At 56.6% G+C, this 21,035-nt stretch carries 21 protein-coding genes; 5 read left to right on the top strand and 16 right to left on the bottom strand.

Annotated features, from left to right (window positions below; translation table 11 throughout):
- Window positions 1-32 precede the first annotated feature (32 nt).
- Entirely contained in the window at window positions 33-1,187 is a 1,155-nt protein-coding gene (locus GKIL_RS21885; RefSeq protein WP_023176121.1) for a pyruvate formate lyase family protein, read from the bottom strand.
- 235 nt (window positions 1,188-1,422) lie between these two features.
- Between GKIL_RS21885 and GKIL_RS21880 the strand changes: the two genes are divergently transcribed.
- The 3 genes from GKIL_RS21880 to GKIL_RS21870 all read left to right on the top strand — a co-directional run bounded on the left by GKIL_RS21880 (window position 1,423) and on the right by GKIL_RS21870 (window position 4,074).
- On the top strand, window positions 1,423-2,823 hold the full coding sequence (locus GKIL_RS21880; protein ID WP_023176120.1) for an IctB family putative bicarbonate transporter: 1,401 nt from the start codon (window positions 1,423-1,425) through the stop codon (window positions 2,821-2,823).
- Between the two features lie 66 nt (window positions 2,824-2,889).
- Window positions 2,890-3,357, top strand: a complete 468-nt coding sequence (locus GKIL_RS21875) for an HHL1-like protein (RefSeq protein WP_023176119.1) — start codon at window positions 2,890-2,892, stop codon at window positions 3,355-3,357.
- A 150-nt stretch (window positions 3,358-3,507) separates the two neighbouring features.
- Window positions 3,508-4,074, top strand: coding sequence for a Uma2 family endonuclease (locus tag GKIL_RS21870; RefSeq protein WP_023176118.1), 567 nt, complete (start codon window positions 3,508-3,510; stop codon window positions 4,072-4,074).
- Between the two features lie 224 nt (window positions 4,075-4,298).
- On the opposite strand, the gene GKIL_RS25070 is transcribed toward GKIL_RS21870, so the two are convergent.
- The 15 genes from GKIL_RS25070 to GKIL_RS21810 all read right to left on the bottom strand — a co-directional run bounded on the left by GKIL_RS25070 (window position 4,299) and on the right by GKIL_RS21810 (window position 18,199).
- A complete protein-coding gene (locus tag GKIL_RS25070) occupies window positions 4,299-5,081 on the bottom strand; it encodes a hypothetical protein (RefSeq protein WP_023176117.1) in 783 nt (260 codons plus the stop codon).
- Window positions 5,078-6,232: a DEAD/DEAH box helicase gene (locus GKIL_RS24015; protein ID WP_023176116.1), complete on the bottom strand. Its 1,155-nt coding sequence runs from the start codon at window positions 6,230-6,232 to the stop codon at window positions 5,078-5,080. Before GKIL_RS24015 ends, GKIL_RS25070 begins: the two co-directional genes overlap by 4 nt.
- 8 nt (window positions 6,233-6,240) lie before the next feature.
- On the bottom strand, window positions 6,241-7,818 hold the full coding sequence (locus tag GKIL_RS21865; RefSeq protein WP_023176115.1) for an ATP-binding protein: 1,578 nt from the start codon (window positions 7,816-7,818) through the stop codon (window positions 6,241-6,243).
- 52 nt (window positions 7,819-7,870) lie between these two features.
- The gene (locus tag GKIL_RS24010; protein WP_223173794.1) at window positions 7,871-8,827 is read right to left on the bottom strand and encodes a DNA-methyltransferase; all 957 of its coding nucleotides are present in this window, start codon (window positions 8,825-8,827) and stop codon (window positions 7,871-7,873) included.
- Window positions 8,828-9,513: 686 nt separating this feature from the next.
- On the bottom strand, window positions 9,514-9,999 hold the full coding sequence (locus GKIL_RS21860) for a glutathione peroxidase (protein ID WP_023176113.1): 486 nt from the start codon (window positions 9,997-9,999) through the stop codon (window positions 9,514-9,516).
- A gap of 74 nt (window positions 10,000-10,073) precedes the next feature.
- A complete protein-coding gene (locus tag GKIL_RS21855; protein WP_187293860.1) occupies window positions 10,074-10,253 on the bottom strand; it encodes a hypothetical protein in 180 nt (59 codons plus the stop codon).
- 146 nt (window positions 10,254-10,399) lie between these two features.
- Window positions 10,400-11,524 (bottom strand): THUMP domain-containing class I SAM-dependent RNA methyltransferase, encoded by a 1,125-nt coding sequence (locus tag GKIL_RS21850; RefSeq protein ID WP_023176111.1) that lies wholly within the window; start codon window positions 11,522-11,524, stop codon window positions 10,400-10,402.
- Window positions 11,525-11,533: 9 nt separating this feature from the next.
- The gene (locus tag GKIL_RS21845) at window positions 11,534-11,893 is read right to left on the bottom strand and encodes a peptide chain release factor family protein (RefSeq protein ID WP_023176110.1); all 360 of its coding nucleotides are present in this window, start codon (window positions 11,891-11,893) and stop codon (window positions 11,534-11,536) included.
- A gap of 9 nt (window positions 11,894-11,902) precedes the next feature.
- On the bottom strand, window positions 11,903-12,493 hold the full coding sequence (locus GKIL_RS21840) for an HAD family hydrolase (RefSeq protein WP_023176109.1): 591 nt from the start codon (window positions 12,491-12,493) through the stop codon (window positions 11,903-11,905).
- Window positions 12,494-12,506: 13 nt separating this feature from the next.
- On the bottom strand, window positions 12,507-12,695 hold the full coding sequence (locus tag GKIL_RS21835) for a hypothetical protein (protein WP_023176108.1): 189 nt from the start codon (window positions 12,693-12,695) through the stop codon (window positions 12,507-12,509).
- Window positions 12,692-14,287 carry a DHA2 family efflux MFS transporter permease subunit gene (locus tag GKIL_RS21830; RefSeq protein ID WP_023176107.1) on the bottom strand — a complete coding sequence of 532 codons (1,596 nt, stop codon included), beginning with the start codon at window positions 14,285-14,287 and terminating at the stop codon, window positions 12,692-12,694. Before GKIL_RS21830 ends, GKIL_RS21835 begins: the two co-directional genes overlap by 4 nt.
- Window positions 14,288-14,299: 12 nt before the next feature.
- On the bottom strand, window positions 14,300-15,598 hold the full coding sequence (locus GKIL_RS21825) for an HlyD family secretion protein (protein ID WP_023176106.1): 1,299 nt from the start codon (window positions 15,596-15,598) through the stop codon (window positions 14,300-14,302).
- A gap of 217 nt (window positions 15,599-15,815) precedes the next feature.
- On the bottom strand, window positions 15,816-16,295 hold the full coding sequence (locus GKIL_RS21820) for a MarR family winged helix-turn-helix transcriptional regulator (protein WP_023176105.1): 480 nt from the start codon (window positions 16,293-16,295) through the stop codon (window positions 15,816-15,818).
- Window positions 16,296-16,377: 82 nt separating this feature from the next.
- Window positions 16,378-17,667, bottom strand: coding sequence for a serine--tRNA ligase (serS, locus tag GKIL_RS21815; protein ID WP_023176104.1), 1,290 nt, complete (start codon window positions 17,665-17,667; stop codon window positions 16,378-16,380).
- 16 nt (window positions 17,668-17,683) lie between these two features.
- The gene (locus GKIL_RS21810; protein ID WP_023176103.1) at window positions 17,684-18,199 is read right to left on the bottom strand and encodes a photosystem I assembly protein Ycf3; all 516 of its coding nucleotides are present in this window, start codon (window positions 18,197-18,199) and stop codon (window positions 17,684-17,686) included.
- Between the two features lie 127 nt (window positions 18,200-18,326).
- Between GKIL_RS21810 and GKIL_RS21805 the strand changes: the two genes are divergently transcribed.
- Window positions 18,327-19,676 carry a sensor histidine kinase gene (locus GKIL_RS21805; protein ID WP_023176102.1) on the top strand — a complete coding sequence of 450 codons (1,350 nt, stop codon included), beginning with the start codon at window positions 18,327-18,329 and terminating at the stop codon, window positions 19,674-19,676.
- 87 nt (window positions 19,677-19,763) lie between these two features.
- Window positions 19,764-21,029, top strand: coding sequence for an HD domain-containing protein (locus GKIL_RS21800; protein ID WP_023176101.1), 1,266 nt, complete (start codon window positions 19,764-19,766; stop codon window positions 21,027-21,029).
- Window positions 21,030-21,035 lie beyond the last annotated feature (6 nt).

Here is a 21,035-nt window from a genome sequence, read left to right as displayed (position 1 = left end):
TCCGATTGCCAGCGCTGCTGCCACCGCCACCTCTAGGACTCGAAGCTGGTGAGCAGTTGCTGCAGCACATCCTGACGCGCCGCCGGATTCAGGTGGTGCAGATCGACGGCACCGCCGGGCAGTTGCACCGTCAGATATCCGTAGCGGTTGGGCCGGGCAAGGATAGCGCTCAGCACCTCCCGGCGCAGGACGTTGATGCCCAGAGTGGAGCTGCCATCAAGTGCATCGAGGAGCTGACAGAGGGTGTACACCTGGGCGCTGCGGGTCGCACCGAGACGGTCGGGACTCATCGTGCGGCTGTGGCCCGCTTCTGGTAGAGGTAGGGCCTGCGCGTAGCTGAGGGAACTGGTGTCGATCGTCACCTCCGCACAGAAGCGCCGGAACGTATCGCTCAAGGCGGTGGACCAGAGCACGAGCAGGTGGGGTGCAGCGGCAGGACCGAGGGTATAGAGCGTGTTGACCAGGCGGAAGCCGGTGCGGGTGACTGTCTGGCCTGCCAGCGGCAGGTAGAGGGCGGGCAGAACCGTAGCGGCATCGCCGGTGGGCCGCGCCAACCGCAGCTTGATCGTCAGATCGTCGATCAGCTCCTGGGCCTCCTCCTCGATCAGCACGCCCCGATCGAGGTCGCGCTGCAGGTAGATATCGAAGAACACATCGAGGCCAGAGAGGGTCCGACGCCTTCCCACCAGCGGATCGCGGGTGGCAAGCAAGGCCAGGAATGTCCACTGGATTGCCTGCTGGGCTGTGGCCGCCGGAGGGTCGATATCGATGTCGTAGTAGCGGGCCAGATCCGCGATCGCTGCAATCACCTCCGGCTGGGTGCCGGTGTGGCGCAATTGCCGGGCACCGTAGAGGGCGAGCTGCCGACAGTCGCCCCCCGTCGGTAGCCGCTCACCGCCGGGAGAGGCGAGCATCCCAAAGATCAACTCCTCGCGCCGGTCAAGAAAGTCGGGCTGCAGCGCCCCCCCCCTGCGGCGGCCCCGATGGACCGTCGCCCGCTCCGCCTGCAAGAGCATCTGCGCCTGCAGCCAGATCGCCTGGGTGCGCTCCGTGGGGCCGGTCAGATCGCTGTCGTCGCCCGTGTAAGGCAGACTGTTGCAGAGAATGAAACTCTCGACATCGGCGCGCTGTTGCCAGTCCCCAGGCTGAAAGCCCTGCCAGGGATCGGCGGGAAGTGGTTTGGGCACAAATCTCGACACTGTTGCGATGAAGCGAGCACACTCTCAGTATGGGAGGGGGCAGCGCGTATAGCACGAAAGCCCGATCAAACTTGAGGAAACGGGGAAGAAGTACGCAATAGTTTTTGCTTCTTAAGCCTTTTGAGAGCTGTTGCATTTTTTGCTTAAGAAACGTTACTCGAAACCATCCCAACAGCGGCGCTGCCGCCTGTTGTAGCCTGGTTGTGTTCTGGATAAAGGCGCTATGACCACCTGGGTGCGCTGGACCAATGGCAGTCTGACGAGCCGCCTGCTGGGCGGGGCGGGGCTTGCCGGTACCCCTTTGCAGTCGTGGTGGCAGGACAGTCTGCTGGGCAGATTGCAGCAGCAACTGGCGCGCTACACGGCCACCAGCATCGTCGGGCGGATCGCCGAACCGCTGGCTATCGCTGTCTTCTGTCTGCTGCTGGTAATCTCGCCCTTCGTATCGACGCCCACGATCGGCGCGGTGCTCACAGTCTGTCTGCTGCTGACGGTGCTGCTTTTCGCGGTGCGGCCACGGGCACTCTCGCCTCTGGCGCTGCCGGTGCTCGCCTTCTGGCTGAGCGGGCTGATTGCGCTGGTCGCCTCGCCGCGCTTTGTTCTCAGCCTCGACGGCTGGGTGAAGATGACCCTTTATATCGGCAGCTTTGCCCTGGCTGCCCACCTGTTGCAGCGGCCCCTCTACCGGACGCTCGCGGTGATGAGCTATCTGCTCGTGAGTCTGCCGGTCTCGCTCTACGGACTGTGGCAGTTCCAGGTCGGCGCACCGCCCCTTGCCACCTGGGTCGATCCGGAATCGACGCTGGCGGATGCCACCCGCGTCTACAGCTTTCTGGGCAATCCGAATTTGCTTGCGGCCTATCTGCTCGCAGCGATCCCGCTGGGGGCAATCGGCGCTGTCGTCTGGCGCAACTGGATTGCAAAAGCCTTCGCCGCCACTGCTGCAACCACTGGAGCGCTCTGCCTGGTGCTTACCCTCTCGCGGGGCGGCTGGATCGCCCTTGCCGTCTCAAGCGCCCTGCTCGCCGTGCTGCTTCTGCAGCGGCTCAGCGGTCGGCTCAGCCCCCAGTGGCGGCCCTGGCTGCCGGTGATTGTCCTCGTATTACTGGCAATTGGTCTGCTGGTCGCCGTGGTCGCCGTGCCCTCCCTGGGCGAGCGGGCCGCCAGCATCTTCAGTGGCCGCGACGATTCGAGCAACAACTTTCGGATCAATGTCTGGGCGGCGGTGATCGACATGATCCGCGCCTACCCGCTCACCGGCATCGGTCCAGGAAACCGGACCTTTGAGGCGATCTATCCGTTTTTTCAGCGGCCCAAGTTCAACGCCCTGAGCGCCTACTCGATCGTGCTTGAGATCGCTGTCGAGTTGGGCATTCTGGGGCTTGTCGCCTTTGGCTGGCTGGTGGTGGCAGCGCTGGTGCAGGGTTTTACGGTCTGGCAGCGCCGGACCGACCCCGCCGGAACGCTCTGGTGTGCGGCTGCCCTCTGCGGGCTGGTGGGGCTGGTGGTGGACGGCTTTACCGATACGGTCTGGTTTCGACCGGCGGTGCAGATCCTCTGGTGGCTCCTCTGCGCGCTGATTGGCTCTGAATTTTTGCGCAGCACCCACCGAGACGATTTCTAGCCCTTGGATCTCACTCGCTTTGGCCCGATAATCGATGCTCCAGACATTGAGCGGGAGGCAGGTGAAATGGCTGAGCAGTCAGAGGGAAAGCCCAAAGGATTTGGTAAGGCAACCGAACCCGCCAGGCCCGCGACTCCCAAAAAAAAGCGGCGGGCAGCCCAGCCGCGTCTTAGCGACGAGGAGTACCAGGCCCGCCGTCGCTACGCGGACGCAGAAAAAAAAGGCGAACCCACCTTCGAGATCTTCGTGCGCGAGAGCGCTGAGGCAGAATGGAAGCCCTCCGGAGCGATCGCTGTCTCCTCGAATCTCATCGAGCGGGCGATCTTCGACTCCGAAGAAAAGCTGCGCCAGAGTGCGCGCCGCCAGTACGCTTCGCTGCGCAAAGTAGAAGGTCCGCTCGAATACGGCTTTCGCCGCAAAGAATTTCCCGACGACCCGATTCAACTGGCCAAGCGGCCCAAAAAGCCTCTGTTCAACCAGTTGCGCTCGTTTCTCGATCAAAAATTTGGCACCAAACAAAACAAGAAGAAGTAGTTCAGGCCACCCCAGCCGGAGAGGCTTCGCGACATCCTCAACTCCAGGGCGGGTCTATTTCCGGCTTTACGATGCCATTGCCGGAACAGCTTCTCCAGGTAATTCTGAACAATCAACTACACTGAATTAACTGGATCAACGGCAGATCCTATGTTTCCCGATGCCCTGCGCTGGACGATCCGAGACCTCGAGGCAATGCCCGACGACGGCGGCTGGAAGCGCTACGAAATCGTCGATGGAAATCTCTACGTGACCCGTGCTCCTCATATTCGCCATCAACGGGCGGGCGGCAAGATTTTCTTCGAGCTAGAATCCTGGTCCAGAAAGGCGCAGTTGGGCGAACCTCTGCAAGCGCCAGGGATCATCTTCACCCCCGACGATGCGGTCATTCCCGATGTCGTTTGGGTAAGCAGTACCCGCCTTGCTGAGGGCATCGACGAAGCCGGGCACCTGATCGTTGCCCCTGAACTCGTCGTCGAGATCCTGTCTTCTGGAGAGCTGAACGAACAGCGCGACAGAGAAATCAAGCTCAAACTCTACTCCCTGCATGGCGTGCAGGAGTACTGGATCGTGAGCTGGCAGCGCGAAACTTTCGAAATTTACCGCCGCACCGAAGCCCGGCTTCAACTTGTCGGCACCCTGCTGGCGGGAGATACGCTCACCTCACCGCTGTTGCCGGGGTTCAGTACCTCTGTAGCGGAAATTTTTCGTTCTTAAAAAATACGAATTGGCCAGGTAAGATCAATTTAGAAAACAAAGAGTTCTTTGCTCTCCAAAGCGTTGAGCCACTGATAGTTTATAGAGATAAATTCTCGTTGTAGTGAACGTTTGGTACCTTTAGTTCACTATAAGTGAAGATTCTTAATACTTGTACTTTACTTTAGAATTCGTACCGCTTAACCATTGGATGAATAACTGGTAACTCAACACCACGTCAATTATTATAAATGGACGAGCAAAGAGAAGCGTCCTTCGATTGTGCGAATTAGCTGAACATAAGAGCCGTCCACTAAGTCAGGCACACCGCTCTCTTTTCTCAACCATATTGCTGAACTAGTTTTTTCAATAACCCACCAAGACAGGACGCCTTCAGAATTATAAATTTGAAGTTTACCTTCAGGGATCCTTGTTACAGTGGGAAATCGAATTGAGCGGTCAGTAGCCATAAATGTACCAAATCCTAAATTTTCTCTAATAACCTGAAGTACACCCTCAATTTCAAGAGCTTGAATATTGGTAATAGATCGAAAAGAAGTGACCGTTAACATTTGAATATTGTGAGATGCCAATACTTTTTCCCAGTCAAGCTTTCTTCTGTTCACTACTACTGTGGTAACGCAAGGAACATATAAAGTTAAAGTCTGTGCTTGTTCAAACGAAATACCCAATTGCGAAGCCAAAGCACGAGAACAACTAGCTTGAGGCTCACCATACCGAAAGGCTTTAACCTGGGGTAATATATGGCCCTCAAAAGAATGAGAAGCTAACTCAACTTCTATAACAAACCAGTGAGAATAATCCTTTGCTATAAGGGCTAGGTCAGGTCTATAAGCCCGTTGCTCATACAAAAAACAACCGTTGAATACTATACAGTAATAATTGCTATAGATACAAGAGAGCGCTTTAATTACAGTTTCTGTAAATTGGTTTTCATTAGGCTCGTCAGGATCATCCATACAGTACAAAGAGCCAGGCAAGCACTCACCAATAAAAATAGTTCTCATGCTTCATTCCATGTAATAGTTGCCATTCCCTGTAGCTCGATTTCCTCATCTCGCAAACGACTAATCTCGGGAATAGTAGCAACAAGAGTATAAATTATGGCAGCAGATTTTCCACCTGCAGGCCGAAGTACACGGCCTAACCTTTGGATACGTTGTCTACGAGTAGCAGTGCTAGCAGCAATGATGCCAATTTCTGTCTCAGGAACATTAAAACCTTCGTCAAGCGCCCGACAAGTAACCAAAATTTCAATTTCTCCGCGTCTATATAACGAAAGCATACTGACACGTTGACGTAGAGTTAGCTTAGAATGATAAATGCCTGCTTTAAAGTTATACTTCTCAAGTACTTGGTAAATTATATTGCAAGCTTCAATATCTTCATGAAAAACAAGAACACGCTTACCACGATGTGCTGCCACTAGACGTAAAGCCAAACGTACTCGATTTAAACTTAGATTAAGAACTCTAGTTCTCCGAAGTAATAGTGAGACAGTCTCTTGTGCCTCAATTCCATATCGTTGAATTGAGCGAGCAATAGATTTCGTTAATCTGTCATATTCTTGTTTCCGATCTTCTTCAAGCTCAAAGACTATGTTGTTTAATGTGAATGGAACTATTACTCCATCCTGCAGCGCATCTCTATAAGTGTACTTATAGATGAGCGGACCGAGCGCTGGAATTAAAGTCTCATTCAAACCATCATCATAAGGCCGCTCAGGTGTCGCAGATAATCCTAAAGATGCAATCTTTGGCAGTAATAACACAGAACTAAATGTAGGGCTTGCTGCTTTATGGCATTCATCAACTATAAGAAAACATGGAGAACTATCAACTTTATTCTCTAATTTAGAGGCGGTATTAAGCACCGCCAAATTTATGGTTCCCGTTCGGAGTCTTTTAACTTTTTCTACTATGTAAATTTCATCCAATGCCAAGTCAAAGTAATTAGCTGCCTCCTCCCACCACTGGTCAAGCAGGGCAACTGTAGGAACAACAATTAGAACAGTGTTGGGCTGCAGCTTATCAATACATGCAAGAGCAAAAATGGTTTTCCCGCCGCCTGTAACAACGCTAACAATTCCTTTGTGGGACGCCTGTTCCCACTGGAAAAGAGCTTTCCTTTGCCACTCTCTAAGAGGCACCCTAGCCACAAACGATCTTACCCGTTATCATTATCGCTAAAAATAGTAGTTTCCAATTCACCTGCTCTTATTGCACTTGCAGCATTCTCGATTTTCACTACTTGCACTCTAAGTAAATCATTTTTCAAGCGCCTGATACTATCTGTATTAACTCTTGCAGTTAGTTGTGAAACTCTATACTCAGCTATTGCATCATATAGATATTGTTTAATGCATTCATTAATAGCCTCCGTAGACTCTAATTCATTGTAATAAGGATGCAGGCCATTGATAATGACATGGATCGTCCTTGGTTCTGCGCCAGCAACAATCGTCAAATGAGGTTCAAACTCACTCTTATTCGATAGAGATATAACAACTTTAAGCTGCGGCGTTAAGTCCACTGTTGCCATTGTATCTGATGGTACCAATGCAGCGAGTTGAGATTGATTGTTGGCTTGAATAGTTTGCAAGGGCGGGAGTAAAGAACTACTGACAGCATCTTTCATCTCAGGACTTTCAAATTCTCTCTTTAACCCTTGAAACAAATCGTTTAATTTCTCAGGTGTCCAAGGTTGTCCACGCGAGCCCCTTCGCTTTTGGGCGTAATTCCTGTAGTCCTTAGTTTGCTCATCTAGCAACTTTACGAGTTGTTCTTCCTCATCGTCTTGAAACAAAATTGTATCTTTTGTGTGGGATACCTGAAATCCGTCCAGTTCAAGTAAACCAGTAAGACGCTGGGCCACCAAGTTATTAGCTCCCTCATCCTCAACACCACCAAATATACTCTGCGGTTTCCATGCATTGGGAAAGCCTTGGATTTGCCTACGGTTTTGAAATAGCGAAAAACCACCGAATTTGCGACCGCCTTTTTTTAGCACGGCGAACCAACCACGTATTGATTTCCCATTTATCATAGTCTCAGGAATCTCTCTCATCATCGGTTTGCCTTCGGGATCCGTGTCGTATTCATATTCATCAGGAGGTTGAATCTCTTCATTGTTGTAAATTAATTTCAACTTACCTTCTTTCAAATCAAATCTGTACATTGAGCCTAAGTAATTCTTAATCGTTTCTTCAGTGCGTCCTTGGATGTACCTCTGCATCTCAGAAATTATAATCCTGGTGTAATGCTCATTGGTACTTACTTCTCTAAGAGATAATGGAATCTTCGCTTGGCTTCTAGCCACAGCAGCAACATCGACTTCGGCTGTCCATTCTTGCCCGCTAGCCCATTCACAAGTCTCTATTCTCCATCTTTTCCCAATCCAGCAAGCTGCAGTTTTCATGCCCATACCGTACTTCGAACGCCCTTTGCTATCAGGTGTTGGACATGCGATTCTTAATGCATTTACTAGATCGGCATTTGTCATTCCTATTGAGTTGTCAGAAATGGAAATTTCTCTCTTAATTCTATTATGATCAATCTTCACCGTTAGTGGAGTTCCCTCATTGAGCAGCACATCATCAATGATAGACTCATAATTCATCCGTGATTGAGTGGAATTGTCAATAAATTCGGCTAACGCATACCACATTGTGTAACTCAATCGGCTGTAAGCTTCAATTGCACTTGGCCCAATTTCTAGTGTTGTCTCTGTAGCATTCTTTTCCATTTTTCCCCTCACAAAGATTGAACTACTAAATCACATTTTCCTCATTTGGTTGTTACCTGACTGCATCAAAACGTCCTTTCGAGCCTTCAACATATCCTGGATCTACTTCTATACTTATCCAGTGTCGCTTAAGCTGTTCCGCTGCAAAACCTGTAGTATTTGAACCTGCAAATGGATCCAATATGATGTCACCTGGTAACGTGAGAAATTGAATAAAAAATCCAGCTAATTCGATTTGCATCCTTGCTGGATGCGATTCTAAATCGTGCTCTTTGCAGTATTCTCTATATTTACTGTCCCAAGCGGTTCCAGTCAGTTTTAGCAAAGCTCCTGGTATCTTTGAACTTTGTTCGCCAACCTCAATAACATTTGCTGAAATAGCCCCCCCGTGATCTGTAAGGAAACCATTTTCTGAAATAACATGCCCAGAGGGTCTTTTTCCAGAATTATATTTTTTTTTCTCAAGTAGCTTTTTCATTGATGTGCTATATGGCGTTAAAACTCTCCTATTATCCGCCTTTGGCGAATCCACAGAAGACATCCACCACAAATGGGTATATGAGTCCTTTAATCTTATCCGCTCTATAGTTACCCACTGTGCAGGGCTAGGGAGTCTTGCTGGATTGTGGCAAATTATATGCTGGCATAGATTGAGCTCAGCAGCTTTTTTAAAAGCAAGTAGTGCTTCTAGAGGAAGAGTGGACATTACAGGAATACCTTCCTCCCAAGCATTCCCAACCTCAATCACAATCGACCCGTCTGGTGCCAGTAATTTTGCCAAGCTGGGAGCCAATCCCTCAAGCCATTCAACGTACTTTTCCCCAGATTCGTTTCCATACCGCTTCTTGGTGATTAAGGGGAAGGGGGGAGACGTAAATATTAAATTAACCTTCCCTTGCAATGATTGAATTTCCGAAAGCTCTAAAGCATCCTCAGCTTTTCCGATGTACATGCTTCCTAGGTCAGTCCTATATGAAAGCGACACCCTGTTTTCATTTTTCAATACCACTGATTCCTCCACTATATGCATAATGCAGCCAAACCTCACACAAACAAGTGGCTTTGTTTACTATGTCAATAACAGTTTTGCGTACTTTTTTATGGAATTTGAGTTGGCAAATCCCTCGAATGAAACCCTACTTGATTGAGCTCTCTACATGCTTGCTGTACTTCATTTCTTCTGCGTAAACCATGGTCTGCACTTTAATATATGTGAATCTTAGAATCTGGGGACTTGTATGTGCTTCGGATCTTTGCTCTCTAGCAAAAGGCTTGCTCCTACAATGGTCTCTCGTACAGGTAGTTCATGCACTTGTTTCGTGACCATTTTGCCGACTTTTCCTAAACTATGAAGCCTGGCAGTCTTTATACTATCAATCTGACGCTCAAACCTGCACTGTACTCTTTCGGTAGGTTTCATAGTGTCAAATACCATTCTACTCGCCTAACTATACACTATCATTGCTTAGTGGTCTAGTTAGCTACTTCACTAGTTGGCTTGCCAATGCCCTCGCAAAATGATAAAAAAATAAATACTAAGATTGGTCTAATGGCAAGGGCATGAGGATGCTGGTACGAGTAGTTATTTAAAGTGAACTTTTGCCATTAAATCTTATTTCTGTGATTGCCCACTAGAGGCCCACAAGTTGGAGTGAACGCAAATCTGTCCCCGCAATTTTCAAAAATTAAGCCAACTCACTTTGCCAGTTCGCCCTCGATCGCCGCTATCAGTTCCGGCGACTCGGGGGCGACGCCGCTGCGGAAGCGCCCGACGATTTCGCCCTGCCTGCTAATCAAAAATTTCTCGAAGTTCCAGGAGACATCCCCGGAGGGATTGGCTTTTTTAACCAGGCGGGCGTAGAGCGGATGCTGCTCGTAGCCGCGAGCATGGACCTTGTCGAATAGCTCGAAGCTCACGCCGTAGCGGCGGTCGCAGAACTGGGCGATCTCAGCGTTGCTGCCCGGCTCCTGGGCTCCAAAGTCGTTGCACGGAAAGGCAAGAATGCGCAACCCGGCAGACTGATAGCGCTGGTAGAGCTGTTCCAGTCCAGCGTACTGGGGGGTGTAGCCGCAGTAGGAAGCGACATTCACAATCAGCAGAACCTTGCCTGCATAGGCGCTGAGGGAGCGGTTCTCGCCATCTATAGTCTTGACAGAAATATCGGAGATAGTAGCACTCATCGGGAGCAGGCCATTGTCACAGCCTCAAGATAGTACCACCGGCAGTGCGCGCCTGCAGTCAGATTCTGGACCGGTCAAAAAGGGACAAAACCGTCGGCTGCAAAGCTGGGGCTGCCATCCCGGCGGCCCATCTGATAGACGACCTTTGCCAGATTCATCGTCATATTCGTAATTTTGAGCGAGAGCAGGGGATCGAGGGGCTCGGTGGTCTCAAGCATCAACTTTTCAATCGAAATGCGCAGCTCTTCGGGCATTTCGCTCTGTTGTCTAAAGTTCGCCATATCTGCCTGGTCTGAAATATGTTGTTAGGTAAAGACTAGCTCTCATCTATCCCGCTTCCCATCAGCCGGGGGAGGCAACTGGGGCTCCTACCCTCAGTAGAGCAAAAGGAGCCATTCGGTCAGTACAGCTCATACTTGAGGAACGTACAGGGAAGCGCACCATTGAAGATGGGCAGGCGCTGAGCGGGCCGCAGGCCGATCTGTTTGGCCAGTTCCCGGTTGGCTGTGAGTACAAAGGCGGTCCAGCCCTTGAAGCGCTGTTTGAACACGTCGCCGATCGTCCGGTAGAGGCTGCCCAGGGCGCTCGCCTCCCCCAGGCGCTCGCCGTAGGGCGGGTTGCAGACGAGCACGCCCTGGGGGGCGGGTGCTTCAAGTTGTGCCAGTTCCCGAACCTGCCAGTGGATCGCTGCTTTGAGGCCGCCGCGCCGGGCGTTGTCTTTTGCCAGCTGCAGTACTGCTCTGTCGTGGTCGCTGCCGGCGATTGGGGCGCGGGGCCGCTCGTGCCGCCGCGCTTTTGCCTCGCTCTGTAACCGCTGCCAGAGGGGCCGGTCGAACCCCGGCCAGCCCTCGAAGCCGAAGCGGTCGCGCCCGAGACCAGGGGCGATGTCGAGGGCCTTGATCGCCGCCTCGATGGGCAGGGTGCCGGAGCCGCAGAGCGGATCGACAAAAGGGAGGGCCGGATCCCAGCCGCACAGGTCGATCAAGGCGGCGGCGAGGGTTTCTTTGAGGGGGGCGATGCCCATCGCGGGCCGGTAGCCTCGCTTGTGCAAACTCCCCCCCGAGCTGTCGAGGCTGAGAATGCAGCGGTCCTGGTAGATGTGGGCGTTGAGGCGCAGATCGGGCCGGAGCAGATCGACGCTGGAGCGGCGAGCGTCGCGCTCGCGCTGCTGATCGACGATCGCGTTTTTAATCTGTAGGGCCGTGAAGTGGCTGTGGTTGAGTTGGGCGTTGCTGCCGGTGACATCGACGGCAAAAGTGGCGCTGGTATCGAGGTACGGCTGCCAGTCGATGCGGCGCACCTGCCGGTACAGTTCCTCGCGGGTGGTCGCTCGAAATTCGGCAATCGGCACCAGCACGCGAAAGATCGTCCGTGCCCAGAGATTGACCCGGTACAGCATCTCCAGATCGCCTGAGAAACTCACACCGGCAAAACCGGGTTCGATATGCGACGCTCCGAGCTTTTCCAGCTCGGCGGCGGCGACCGCCTCAAGACTCCTGGCGACGGTGGCAAAGTACTTCTGCACAGCACCGCTCTAGTCGATCTCGACGCGACTGGTGCGCTCGCGCTTGAGGGCGGAGCGGCGACGCTTCGCTTCGAGGATGCGCGCTTTTGCTGCTTTTGAGAGGCGCGTCGGCTTGCGGGGCGGCTGGATTTGCTGCCCACGGGCAAGCTTTGCGGCCATGCGCTCGAAGGCCACCTCCCGATTCTGGTGCTGGGAGCGGCGCTCGGTGGCGAGCACGACCGTGCCGCTCGGCTTGTGAGTAAGCCGCACACCGCTCTCGGTCTTGTTGCGATGCTGGCCGCCGGGACCACCGGCGACGACAAATTCGAGGGCGCAGTCGCGCTCCAGCGACGTGCGGTCCGTGGGGTACACCGGGCGGTTCTCTTCCATGTTCTCAAGCTAGCAGATGCCCCGCGCCTCCAGCACACGGCGCAGGGCGGTGGTGTTCTCAAACAAGATGCCGTCCATGCCTGCGGCGCGGGCTCCGGCAATGTTCACTGGCCGGTCGTCGATGAGCAGACAGTCCCGCTCGCCGGTGGCGTCGATCACCGCCTGATAAGCCTGGGGGCTGGGTTTGCGGTGGCCGATGTCGCAGGAAATACTGTAGCCCTCAAAGAAGCGATCGAGACCCAGGATCTCGCGGGCGCGCACTGCCCAGCGGCTGTAGTTCGAGAGCACCCAGAGTCTGTAGCCGGAGGATCTGAGTTCTTCCAGCAACAGCTCCATGCCATCGACGAAGCGGTAGGCCGAAAAGAAAATGTGCTTAAAATCTTCGGGCGAAAGTAACGTCAGGCCGCTGTCCTCGCGGTAGAAGCGGGCTAAAAAACCGGCCTCGTCGGTCAGGCCGGTCTCAAATTCGATCCAGCTGGTGGGATGTTTGACCTTGAGCAATTCTTCGAGGGTGGTCTCCAGGTAGGCGGGCACTTCCCGATAAAACGGATCGACGATCACCGTGTCCATCAGATCGAAGACCAGGAGCGGCTTCGCCATGATCGTTCGACGGCTAAGGTCTGGGGGTCGGTGCGTTCTGGCTGCGGTTGGCCGTCTCCAGGACAGCCGCCAGTTCCGTCAGGCTCACAAAGCCCAGAGCCCAGGCGACGAGCGGTAGCTGCCGCTCGTCCTGGGCTCGACTGGCTGCTTTGAGGACTGTGCGATACTGCTGGTCGCTCAACAGATCCTGCAATTGGGTCAATGGGCACCTCCGCCACCGGCCCCAAGTTTGGGCCGCTTCAAGAATACGACAACTGCCGAACAAAGGATGAGCGCCGCACCGATAAAGAAGAAACAATCGTTGTAGCCCATCGTGTAAGCTTCGCGACGCACGATCGTGTCGAGGGCCTTGATCGCCTGCTCCTGGGCACTGGCAAGGTCAGCGCCCCGGCTGGTAAAAAACTGGGTGAGCTGGTTTAGCCGCTCCTGGGTCTGGGGAGCGTAAAGCGAGATTGCCTCGCCGATGCGCTCGGAGTGGAGCTGTTCGCGCCAGGTGAGCAGGGTGCTCAAAACGGCGATCCCGATCGAGCCGCCGAGGTTGCGCATCATGTTAAACAACCCCGAAGCGGAGCCGGCCTCCGGTCCCGGCGGAATTTCAGAGGTGGCGATCGTCGAGAGGGGTGTGATGATAAAGGGCTGGCCAATGGCGCGCACCAGTTGCGACCAGATGAGCTGGTCGTAGCCGGTCTGGCTCGTCATGTAGGCGTTCATCACACAACTGACACCGAACATAAAGCAGCCGAACCCGAGTAGCCAGCGCGGGTCGATGCGCTGCATCAACTTGGGCAACAGCGGAATGATCACCAGTTGCGGTAGGCCCGCCCACATGATCACAACACCGATCTGCATGGCGTTGTACCCCTGGATCTGGGCCAGATACAGAGGCAGAATGTAGACCGAACCGTAGAGGCCCAGCCCCAGGCCGACGTTGACGACGGCACCCAGGCCAAAGTTGCGCAGGCCCAGTAAGCGCAGGTTGATAAAGGGCTTTTTGCTCGTAAATTCGATCCAGAAAAACAGGGTCAGGGCAATCGCTGCGACGATGGCGAGGCGCAGGATGAGGTCGTTGCCGAACCAGTCCTTGCGGTTGCCCTCCTCGAGCACCACTTCCAGCGAGGCGAGGCCCACCGCCATCGTGAGGATGCCGAACCAGTCGCCCTGTTTGATGAGGCCCAGCTGCATCGGCTCCTTGTCCATCGTGAACCAGACCGAGGCGATGAGCAGCGCGCCGGGAATCACGTTGAGATAAAAGATATACTCCCAGCCGTAATTTTCGGTGAGCCAGCCGCCCAATGTCGGGCCGATCGTGGGCGCAAAGGTGGCGGTGATGCCAAAGAGGGCGAGGCCCACCGGCTGTTTGGCGCGGGGCAACTTGGTGAGGATGACCGTAAAGGCCATCGGAATGAGCACGCCACCTGTAAACCCCTGCAGTGCCCGAAAGACGATCATTGAATTGAGATCCCAGGCAAAGGCGCAGCAGACCGAGAAGACGACGAAGAGCGCCGCGTTGACCAGTAGATAGTTGCGCTTGGAGAAGACGATGCCAAGCCAGCCGGTGAGCGGAATGACGACGATCTCAGCGACCAGGTAGGCGGTCGAAATCCAGGAGCCTTCGTCGAGGGAGGCGCTCAAAGCCCCCTGGATATCTTTGAGTGACGAGTTGGTGATCTGGATGTCGAGCACTGCCATGAACGCACCCAGAAGAACGCCTGCGACGTTGATCCAGGTTCTGAGAGACACCTGATCGCTCTGGCCTGTGGGAGTGGGCTTTGTTGCAATGCTGCTCGCGGTCATAGCCTGGCGCTCCTATTTGACCTCGACACTGCTTGTGACCGATAGACCAGGCACGAGCAACGGCTCGTAGCCGCGCACGCTCGCCGGATCGAGCACGATCTTGACCGGCACCCGCTGAACGATCTTGGTGAAGTTGCCGGTGGCGTTGTCGGCGGGCAAGAGGGCAAAGGTCTGGCCGGAGCCGGGGGAGAAACTATTGACTCTGCCCTCGAAGGCTTTGCCGCCCAGGGCATCGACTTTCACTTCGACTGTTTGACCGGGGCGCATGTGGGCGAGCTGCGTTTCTTTGAAGTTGGCCGTCACCCAGACTTGATTCTGGACGACCGAGAGCAGGGGCTGGCCGGGCTGGACGCGCTGGCCCGCCTCGACGGTGCGCTTGCCGATGCGTCCGGCGATAGGGGCGGCGATGCGCGTATACGAAAGCTGCAGCTGGGCGTTGCGCACGTTCGCCTCGGCCTGCTGGACAGCGGCGAGGGCGGCCTCGTACTGGGCGCGGTTGACATCGGTCTGGAGGTTGGCCGCCCGCGCATCCTGGAGGGAACCCTCCGACTGCAGCAATCCGGCCCTGGCGTTGGCTACTCCCTGTCTGGCCTGGGCAAGGCGGGCCTGGGCCTGGCGCACCCCTTCGGCTGCCGCGTCGCGGGCCGCCACCTGCACCTGGTAGGTGGCGCGGGCGGTGTCGAGCTGCTGGCGGGCGACTACGCCTTCTTTTTCGAGGTTCTGGTAGCGCTCGTAGTCGAGCCTGGCTTTGGTCAGGTTGGCGTTTGCCTGGGCGAGTTGGGCCTGGGCGGCTGGAATCCCGGCCTGAGCTTCGACGACCACCGACTGGGCGGAGCGGATCGCCGCTTCAGCTGCCCCGACGTTGCCCCCGGCGGTCGTCTGCTGGGCACCAGCTCTACCGGCAGCAAAGGCGATGTTCGAGCGGGCCGTTTCCGCCTGACGCTTTGCCACCGCCAGAGCCGCCTGCGCCTGCTGCAACTGCACCTGATAGTCGCGAGGATCGAGCAGCACCAGCGGCTGACCGACTTTGACGGGCTGGTTGTCGTCGATGAGCACCTTCTGCACGGTGCCGTTGATCCGGGCACTCACCGGATGGATGTGGCCGCTCACGTAGGCGTCGTCGGTCTCCTCGTGGCTCGATGCGTACTGCCACCAGTGAAAACCGGCGACACCTGCCGCCGCCAGACCCATGCCCAGCCCCGCCAGCAACAAAATGCGCGGCAATCCCTTTTTGAGCGGACGGGTCGGTGCGTCTGCGGCTTCTCTTTCGGTCAGCTCCGCCGGTACCGTCGCTACCTTCGCGTTCTTCATCTGAACTCTCTCCTTGGTAAGAAGCGAGACTAATTAAGAGGGCGTTTATTTAGAATGCTAAATAAACAGGCAAAAAAGAGGGGCATGACGACATCGGGTATGTGCCGGGTCCATCCTGCAAAATCTTGTGCGCTCATCTTTCCCCCGCTCAATCGACGATTGCTTAGCATACGTAAATTATACAGGCAGAATAAATGACAGCGTATTAACTGTCAAGTTAATTGGCGAGATTGGCGATCGTCCGATCGAGCAGGCGGCTTAATAGGGCGCGCTCCTCCTCGGCGATCCCAGCCAGGGTCTCTTCTTTGACCCGGCGCACCACAGGCGGCAGCTCGTCCATCAGTTCTTCGCCCTGCTCGGTAAGAAACACGCGCCAGATGCGCCGGTCGCGGCTGTCGCGCTCGCGGCGGACCAGACCCCGCTCCTCCATCCGGTCAAGCACGCCGGTGAGGGTGCCGCCCACCTGCTGCAGCCGCTCGCAGATGGCCGAAGTGGGCAGACCGTCCTCCTGCCACAGGCAGCAGAGCACGACCCAGTGAAAGGGGGTGATGCCAAACGGTTCGAGCCGGTCTTGAAAGCGACGACTCATCAACTGCGAGAGAATCCGCACTCGATACCCGAAGCCGGTGGGAGCGAGAATATCCTTCCACTCTTCGAAGAATGCCTGCCGGGAAGGTTCTCGGGTGGTCGTCTCCATGCCTTGCTAATCCAATTACTTCGTGTGCGTAATATCAGTGTAGCAAATAAGCTCCCCCTGTCAACGCCCTGCGCAGGTGAATTCAGGGGCTGAGCAAATCCTTGCCCAGGTAGGGCCTGAGGACGCGGGGCACGCTCACCGTCCCATCGGCGTTCTGGTAATTTTCGAGGATGGCGGCGAAGGTGCGGCCCACGGCCAGACCGGAGCCGTTTAGAGTGTGCAAAAATTCGGTCCCTTTTTTATCCGGGTCTTTGAAGCGCAGTTTGGCCCGGCGCGCCTGGAAGTCGAGAAAATTCGAGCACGAGGAGATTTCGCGGTAGCGCTGTTGGCTCGGCAACCAGACTTCCAGATCAAAGCAGCGGGAGGCGGAAAAGCCCAGATCGCCCGTACACAATTCCAGCACCCGGTACGGCAACTCGAGTTTTTGCAAAATATCCTCCGCGTCCGCTACCAGGCTTTCGTGCTCCGCCTCGGAGTGCTCGGGGCGGCAGAATTTGACCAGTTCGACTTTATGAAACTGGTGGAGGCGAATCAGCCCCCGCGTGTCGCGGCCATAGCTCCCGGCCTCGCGCCGAAAACACGGGGTGAAGGCGCAGTGGTGAATCGGCAGCTCAGCGGCGCTCAAGACCTCGCCTGCGTAGAGGTTGGTCACCGGCACTTCTGCCGTCGGAATCAGCCACAGCTCGTCGTCCTGGCAGCGGAAGCTATCTTCGGCAAATTTCGGCAACTGCCCGGTGCCAGTCAGGGCAGTGGTATTGACTAGATAAGGTGGCAGCACTTCGCTGTAGCCGTGGGCGCGGTGGCGATCCAGCATGAACCAGATGAGGGCACGCTCCAGCAGGGCTCCGTCGCCTACCAGCAGGGCAAAGCGGGTCTGGGCCACCTTTGTTGCCCGCTCGAAACCCAGAAGCCCCAGCTTCTCGCCAATCTCCCAGTGAGGCAGGGGCTCGAAATCAAATGTGCGCGGCTCGCCCCAGCGGCGCACTTCTTTGTTTTCTGTTTCGTCTTTGCCCACCGGCACCACCGGCTGGGGAACATTCGGCAGGGTAAGGAGCAACTTCCCAAACTGCTCGTCCAGGGTGCGCTCCTGCTCCTGCAAGCGGGCAAGGCTGTCCCCCAGATCCCGGCCCTGCTGCTTGAGGGCGAGCACCTCCTGGGCGTCCGCCGCCAGGCCGCTGCGCAGCAGCGCTCCTACCTGTTTGCCGATCTGGTTGCTCTCCGCCTGCAATCGGCCCACCTCCGTCTGGCTGGCCCGCCGCTCCCGATCGAGCAGCACCAGCTGCTGCACGGTGGGACCAAAATCGTCCCCGCGCGTATTCAGCCGTTCGGTGAGCCACTCCGGCTTGTCGCGCAGCAGTTTGGGATCGAGCACAGCACCGGTCCTTTATTCAGTACAGCAACTCGGCGCGGCCAGTGGTCTTGAGCCAGTTCTGCGCCTCGATATAGTTGTCGGGAGCCAGCCGGATCGCCCGCACCCAGGCGGCGGCGGCCTTTTCGTAGTGGGGCTCGGCCCGCTCGGGGTGGCCGTCTTCTTCGGCCTTTGCTCCCCGGTAGTGGTGGATGACGGCGATGTTGTTGAGCGCCTGGGGCAGGCGGGGATTGTCTTCGAGGGCCCGGTCGTAGTAGACGAGCGCTTCGTCGTGCTGACCGTTGGCGGCGTGGATGAGGCCGATGTTGTAGAGAATAAACGAGCGATCGTAGGCGTCCTCTTCGAGTTTGAGCGCCTCGTTGTAGTATTCGAGGGCCTCGGCGTAGTCGCCGTCCGCCTGGGCAGACATGCCGTCCCGGTAATAGGCAAAGGCTTCTTTGGCCTGGCGCTTGACCGGCATCATCTTGAGGATCATATCGGCCATGACCGTGAAGCTTTTGTCGATGAAGTTGTCGTTGCGCTGGCTTCTGGGCATTGCTGTTCGCTCGCTGGCAGGCTCAATTGCTCACCAAGATAACATCGGCGGCAACGGCCCACCAAAAAGCCAGGTGCCTCTTCTTTCGCAGTGATACTGGAGCTGTTTAATAGAAGCAGTGTCCTGGATGCTGGTCGTGCGCCCACCCACCCGCAATCCCCTCAAGCTGGCCCGTTCTCGTCTGCTCGCAAGCTACATCGCCGTCACCGCCGCAATCATGGCGCTGCTGGCTTTTGGGTTCTATTCTTACGTGCGCAGCACCCTGGTCGAGCGCATCGACGACACGCTCAAGCACGTCGTCCAGCTCATCGAGCACTCGATGGTGATCGTGCCGGAGGCCGATGGCAGGCTCCGGGTCGATCCCGATCGGGTCTTTGCCGGTGGCGACGACGATCCGACGATCGAACTGGATCTGATTTATCTGGAGTGGTTTGATCCCCAGGGCCGCCCGGTGCGCTCCACCGCCGTCTTTCGCCGCCCGGTGCCCCTGACGCGCGGCCTGATTCGAGCGACGGTCGAAGTCTCCCCCGGCCACAAACTGCGCCAGCTCACCGTGCCAGTGCGCCGGGAGGGCCAGCTATTGGGCTATCTGCGCGTCTCTCACCAGTGGTTCGAGGTCGATAAACCTGCCCAGCAACTGTTCTTCGATCTGCTCTTTGGCCTCAGTATCGCGATGCTGCTCATCAGCGCCGGGGGCTGGGTGCTCACCGAGATGGCCCTCAGGCCCATCCGCGAAGCCTACAACCAGCTCAAGCAGTTCACCGCCGACGCGAGCCACGAATTGCGCACGCCCCTTGCCGCCCTGCAGACCAACGTCCAGGTCACCCTCGCCGACCCGGAGCCCTCCGCCGAGAGTTACCGCAAAAGCCTCGAAGTCTCCGAGCGTCTGACCCGGCGCATGGGCCGCCTGGTGGGCGATCTGTTGTTCTTAGCGCGCAACGAGGGCCAGGAAAACGCCGAGGGCCAGACCGACTGCAACCTCACAGAACTGCTCCAGCAGATTGTCGAAGAACAGATGCCCCTCGCCGCCGCCGCCGGGCTGAACGTCTCGATCAAGACCAGTGGGCCGGTGATGGTCGTCGCCAACCCCGACCAGATGAGCCAGCTTTTTACCAATCTGCTCGGCAATGCCATCCGCTACACCCCGACCGGGGGCCAGATTGCCCTCACAACTGGCCGCGAGGGCAAAGATGCCATTGTCACCGTGAGCGACACCGGCATCGGCATCGCCCCCGAGCACCTGGGCCGCATCTTCGAGCGCTTCTATCGGGTCGATACCGCCCGTGCCCGGCAGGCGGGCGGCACCGGCCTCGGCCTTGCCATCGCCAAGACGATCGTCGAAAACCACCAGGGCCAGATCTGGGCGGAGAGCGAACCGGGCAAAGGCACGACCCTGCGCGTCCGCCTGCCCGCCCGCCCCGGCGAACGCCGCGCCCAGAGCGAACCTGCCGCTGGTGCGCTGCCCCTCGAAGGTTGATTTCTCCCCTAACTTGCTGCCCATGCCCGATAATGTGAACGGGCGTTCCAGCCAACCGGGCCGACTGGTACTGCTCCGGGCACCTTTATGAATCTTCTGCAGCGCAAGTCCCGCACCTACCACGATCCGATCCACGGGGCGATCAGCCTTTCGGGCAGCGATCCAGCTGAGGCATTGCTCATCGGCCTCATCGATGCCCCCGAATTTCAGCGCCTGCGCCGCATCCGCCAGCTCGACGTTGCCGCCCTCACCTTCCACGGTGCCGAGGGCTCGCGCTTCACCCATTCTCTGGGTGTCCTGGCCATCGCCCGGCGCATCTTCGACCGGCTCGCGCCCCGCTATCCGATGCTCGCTCCCTTTCGCACGGTCGCCCTCTGCTCTGCCCTTCTCCACGACGTTGGCCACGGCCCCTTCAGCCATGCGAGCGAACACATCTTCAACTACGACCACGAGCAGTGGACCCGCCGCATCCTCTGCGAATCCACTCAGATTGCACAACTGCTCGACGCCTTTGACCCCGGCCTCAACCGTCAGCTCTGCGCCGTCTTGAATAAGACCCACCCGATCAGCGCCCTCTCCCAGCTCATCTCAGGCCAGCTCGACTGCGACCGCCTCGACTACCTCGTGCGCGACAGCTACTTTACCGGAGCCCGCTACGGCCAGCTCGACCTCGATCGGATCATCCATGCCATCGACTTCGACCCGCCCACCCAGACCCTGGTCCTGAGTGGACGCAAGCAGATGGTCGCGATCGAGCACTACCTTGTCGTCCGCCACTTCATGTACTCCCAGGTCTACTACCACCCGAAGAACATGGCTGCCCGCTTCATCCTCCAGCAGGCGCTCGCCCTCGCTGCCCGCTACGCCCGCAGCGGCGAACTGGAGATGGACGAGCAGATCAAAGCCTGGCTGGTCCTCGACATCGAACAGATGCCCCTCCAAACCTACCTCGCCTCCGACGACATTCTCTTCACCTACCACCTCAATCGCTGGCGCAACCATCCCGACCCGATCCTGGGCGATCTCTGCCGCCGTTTCCTCGACCGCGACCTCTTCAAAGCGATCGAAGTCACCGACTTAGCCGACCTGCACCGCGAATTTGTCTACAAGCGGGTCTGTGCCGCCGTTGCCGCCTTGGGCTGGCCGTCTACCCACTACTGCACCCTCCAGAACACCCAGGCCAGGGGCTACACCCTCTACGAACAGGGCATCTTTTTGCGCGATGGAGCGGACCTGCGCGAACTGGCCGACGCCTCCCAACTGGTCCGCTCCCTCATCCAGCCCGAGACCCGCGTCTGGCTCGTCTATCCTCGCGAAGTCGAATCCGAAGTACGCAAACTCCTTAGCAAATAACCCTTG

Source organism: Gloeobacter kilaueensis JS1, from assembly GCF_000484535.1.
Classification (GTDB): domain Bacteria; phylum Cyanobacteriota; class Cyanobacteriia; order Gloeobacterales; family Gloeobacteraceae; genus Gloeobacter; species Gloeobacter kilaueensis.
Note: the sequence above shows the minus strand (reverse complement) of the source record. Positions and strands in the feature narration are given on the sequence as shown.

Excerpts from the sequence above, each read along its gene's own strand:
- GKIL_RS21825 (WP_023176106.1), bottom strand. The coding sequence starts at position 15,598 with ATGAAGAACGCGAAGGTAGCGACGGTACCGGCGGAGCTGACCGAAAGA.
- GKIL_RS21865 (WP_023176115.1), bottom strand. The coding sequence starts at position 7,818 with ATGGAAAAGAATGCTACAGAGACAACACTAGAAATTGGGCCAAGTGCA.
- GKIL_RS21845 (WP_023176110.1), bottom strand. The coding sequence starts at position 11,893 with ATGGAAGAGAACCGCCCGGTGTACCCCACGGACCGCACGTCGCTGGAG.
- GKIL_RS21860 (WP_023176113.1), bottom strand. The coding sequence starts at position 9,999 with ATGAGTGCTACTATCTCCGATATTTCTGTCAAGACTATAGATGGCGAG.
- GKIL_RS21800 (WP_023176101.1), top strand. The coding sequence starts at position 19,764 with ATGAATCTTCTGCAGCGCAAGTCCCGCACCTACCACGATCCGATCCAC.
- GKIL_RS21820 (WP_023176105.1), bottom strand. The coding sequence starts at position 16,295 with ATGGAGACGACCACCCGAGAACCTTCCCGGCAGGCATTCTTCGAAGAG.
- GKIL_RS21840 (WP_023176109.1), bottom strand. The coding sequence starts at position 12,493 with ATGGCGAAGCCGCTCCTGGTCTTCGATCTGATGGACACGGTGATCGTC.
- GKIL_RS21875 (WP_023176119.1), top strand. The coding sequence starts at position 2,890 with ATGGCTGAGCAGTCAGAGGGAAAGCCCAAAGGATTTGGTAAGGCAACC.
- GKIL_RS21870 (WP_023176118.1), top strand. The coding sequence starts at position 3,508 with ATGTTTCCCGATGCCCTGCGCTGGACGATCCGAGACCTCGAGGCAATG.
- GKIL_RS25070 (WP_023176117.1), bottom strand. The coding sequence starts at position 5,081 with ATGAGAACTATTTTTATTGGTGAGTGCTTGCCTGGCTCTTTGTACTGT.
- GKIL_RS21855 (WP_187293860.1), bottom strand. The coding sequence starts at position 10,253 with ATGCCCGAAGAGCTGCGCATTTCGATTGAAAAGTTGATGCTTGAGACC.
- GKIL_RS21880 (WP_023176120.1), top strand. The coding sequence starts at position 1,423 with ATGACCACCTGGGTGCGCTGGACCAATGGCAGTCTGACGAGCCGCCTG.
- GKIL_RS21805 (WP_023176102.1), top strand. The coding sequence starts at position 18,327 with ATGCTGGTCGTGCGCCCACCCACCCGCAATCCCCTCAAGCTGGCCCGT.
- GKIL_RS21810 (WP_023176103.1), bottom strand. The coding sequence starts at position 18,199 with ATGCCCAGAAGCCAGCGCAACGACAACTTCATCGACAAAAGCTTCACG.
- GKIL_RS21830 (WP_023176107.1), bottom strand. The coding sequence starts at position 14,287 with ATGACCGCGAGCAGCATTGCAACAAAGCCCACTCCCACAGGCCAGAGC.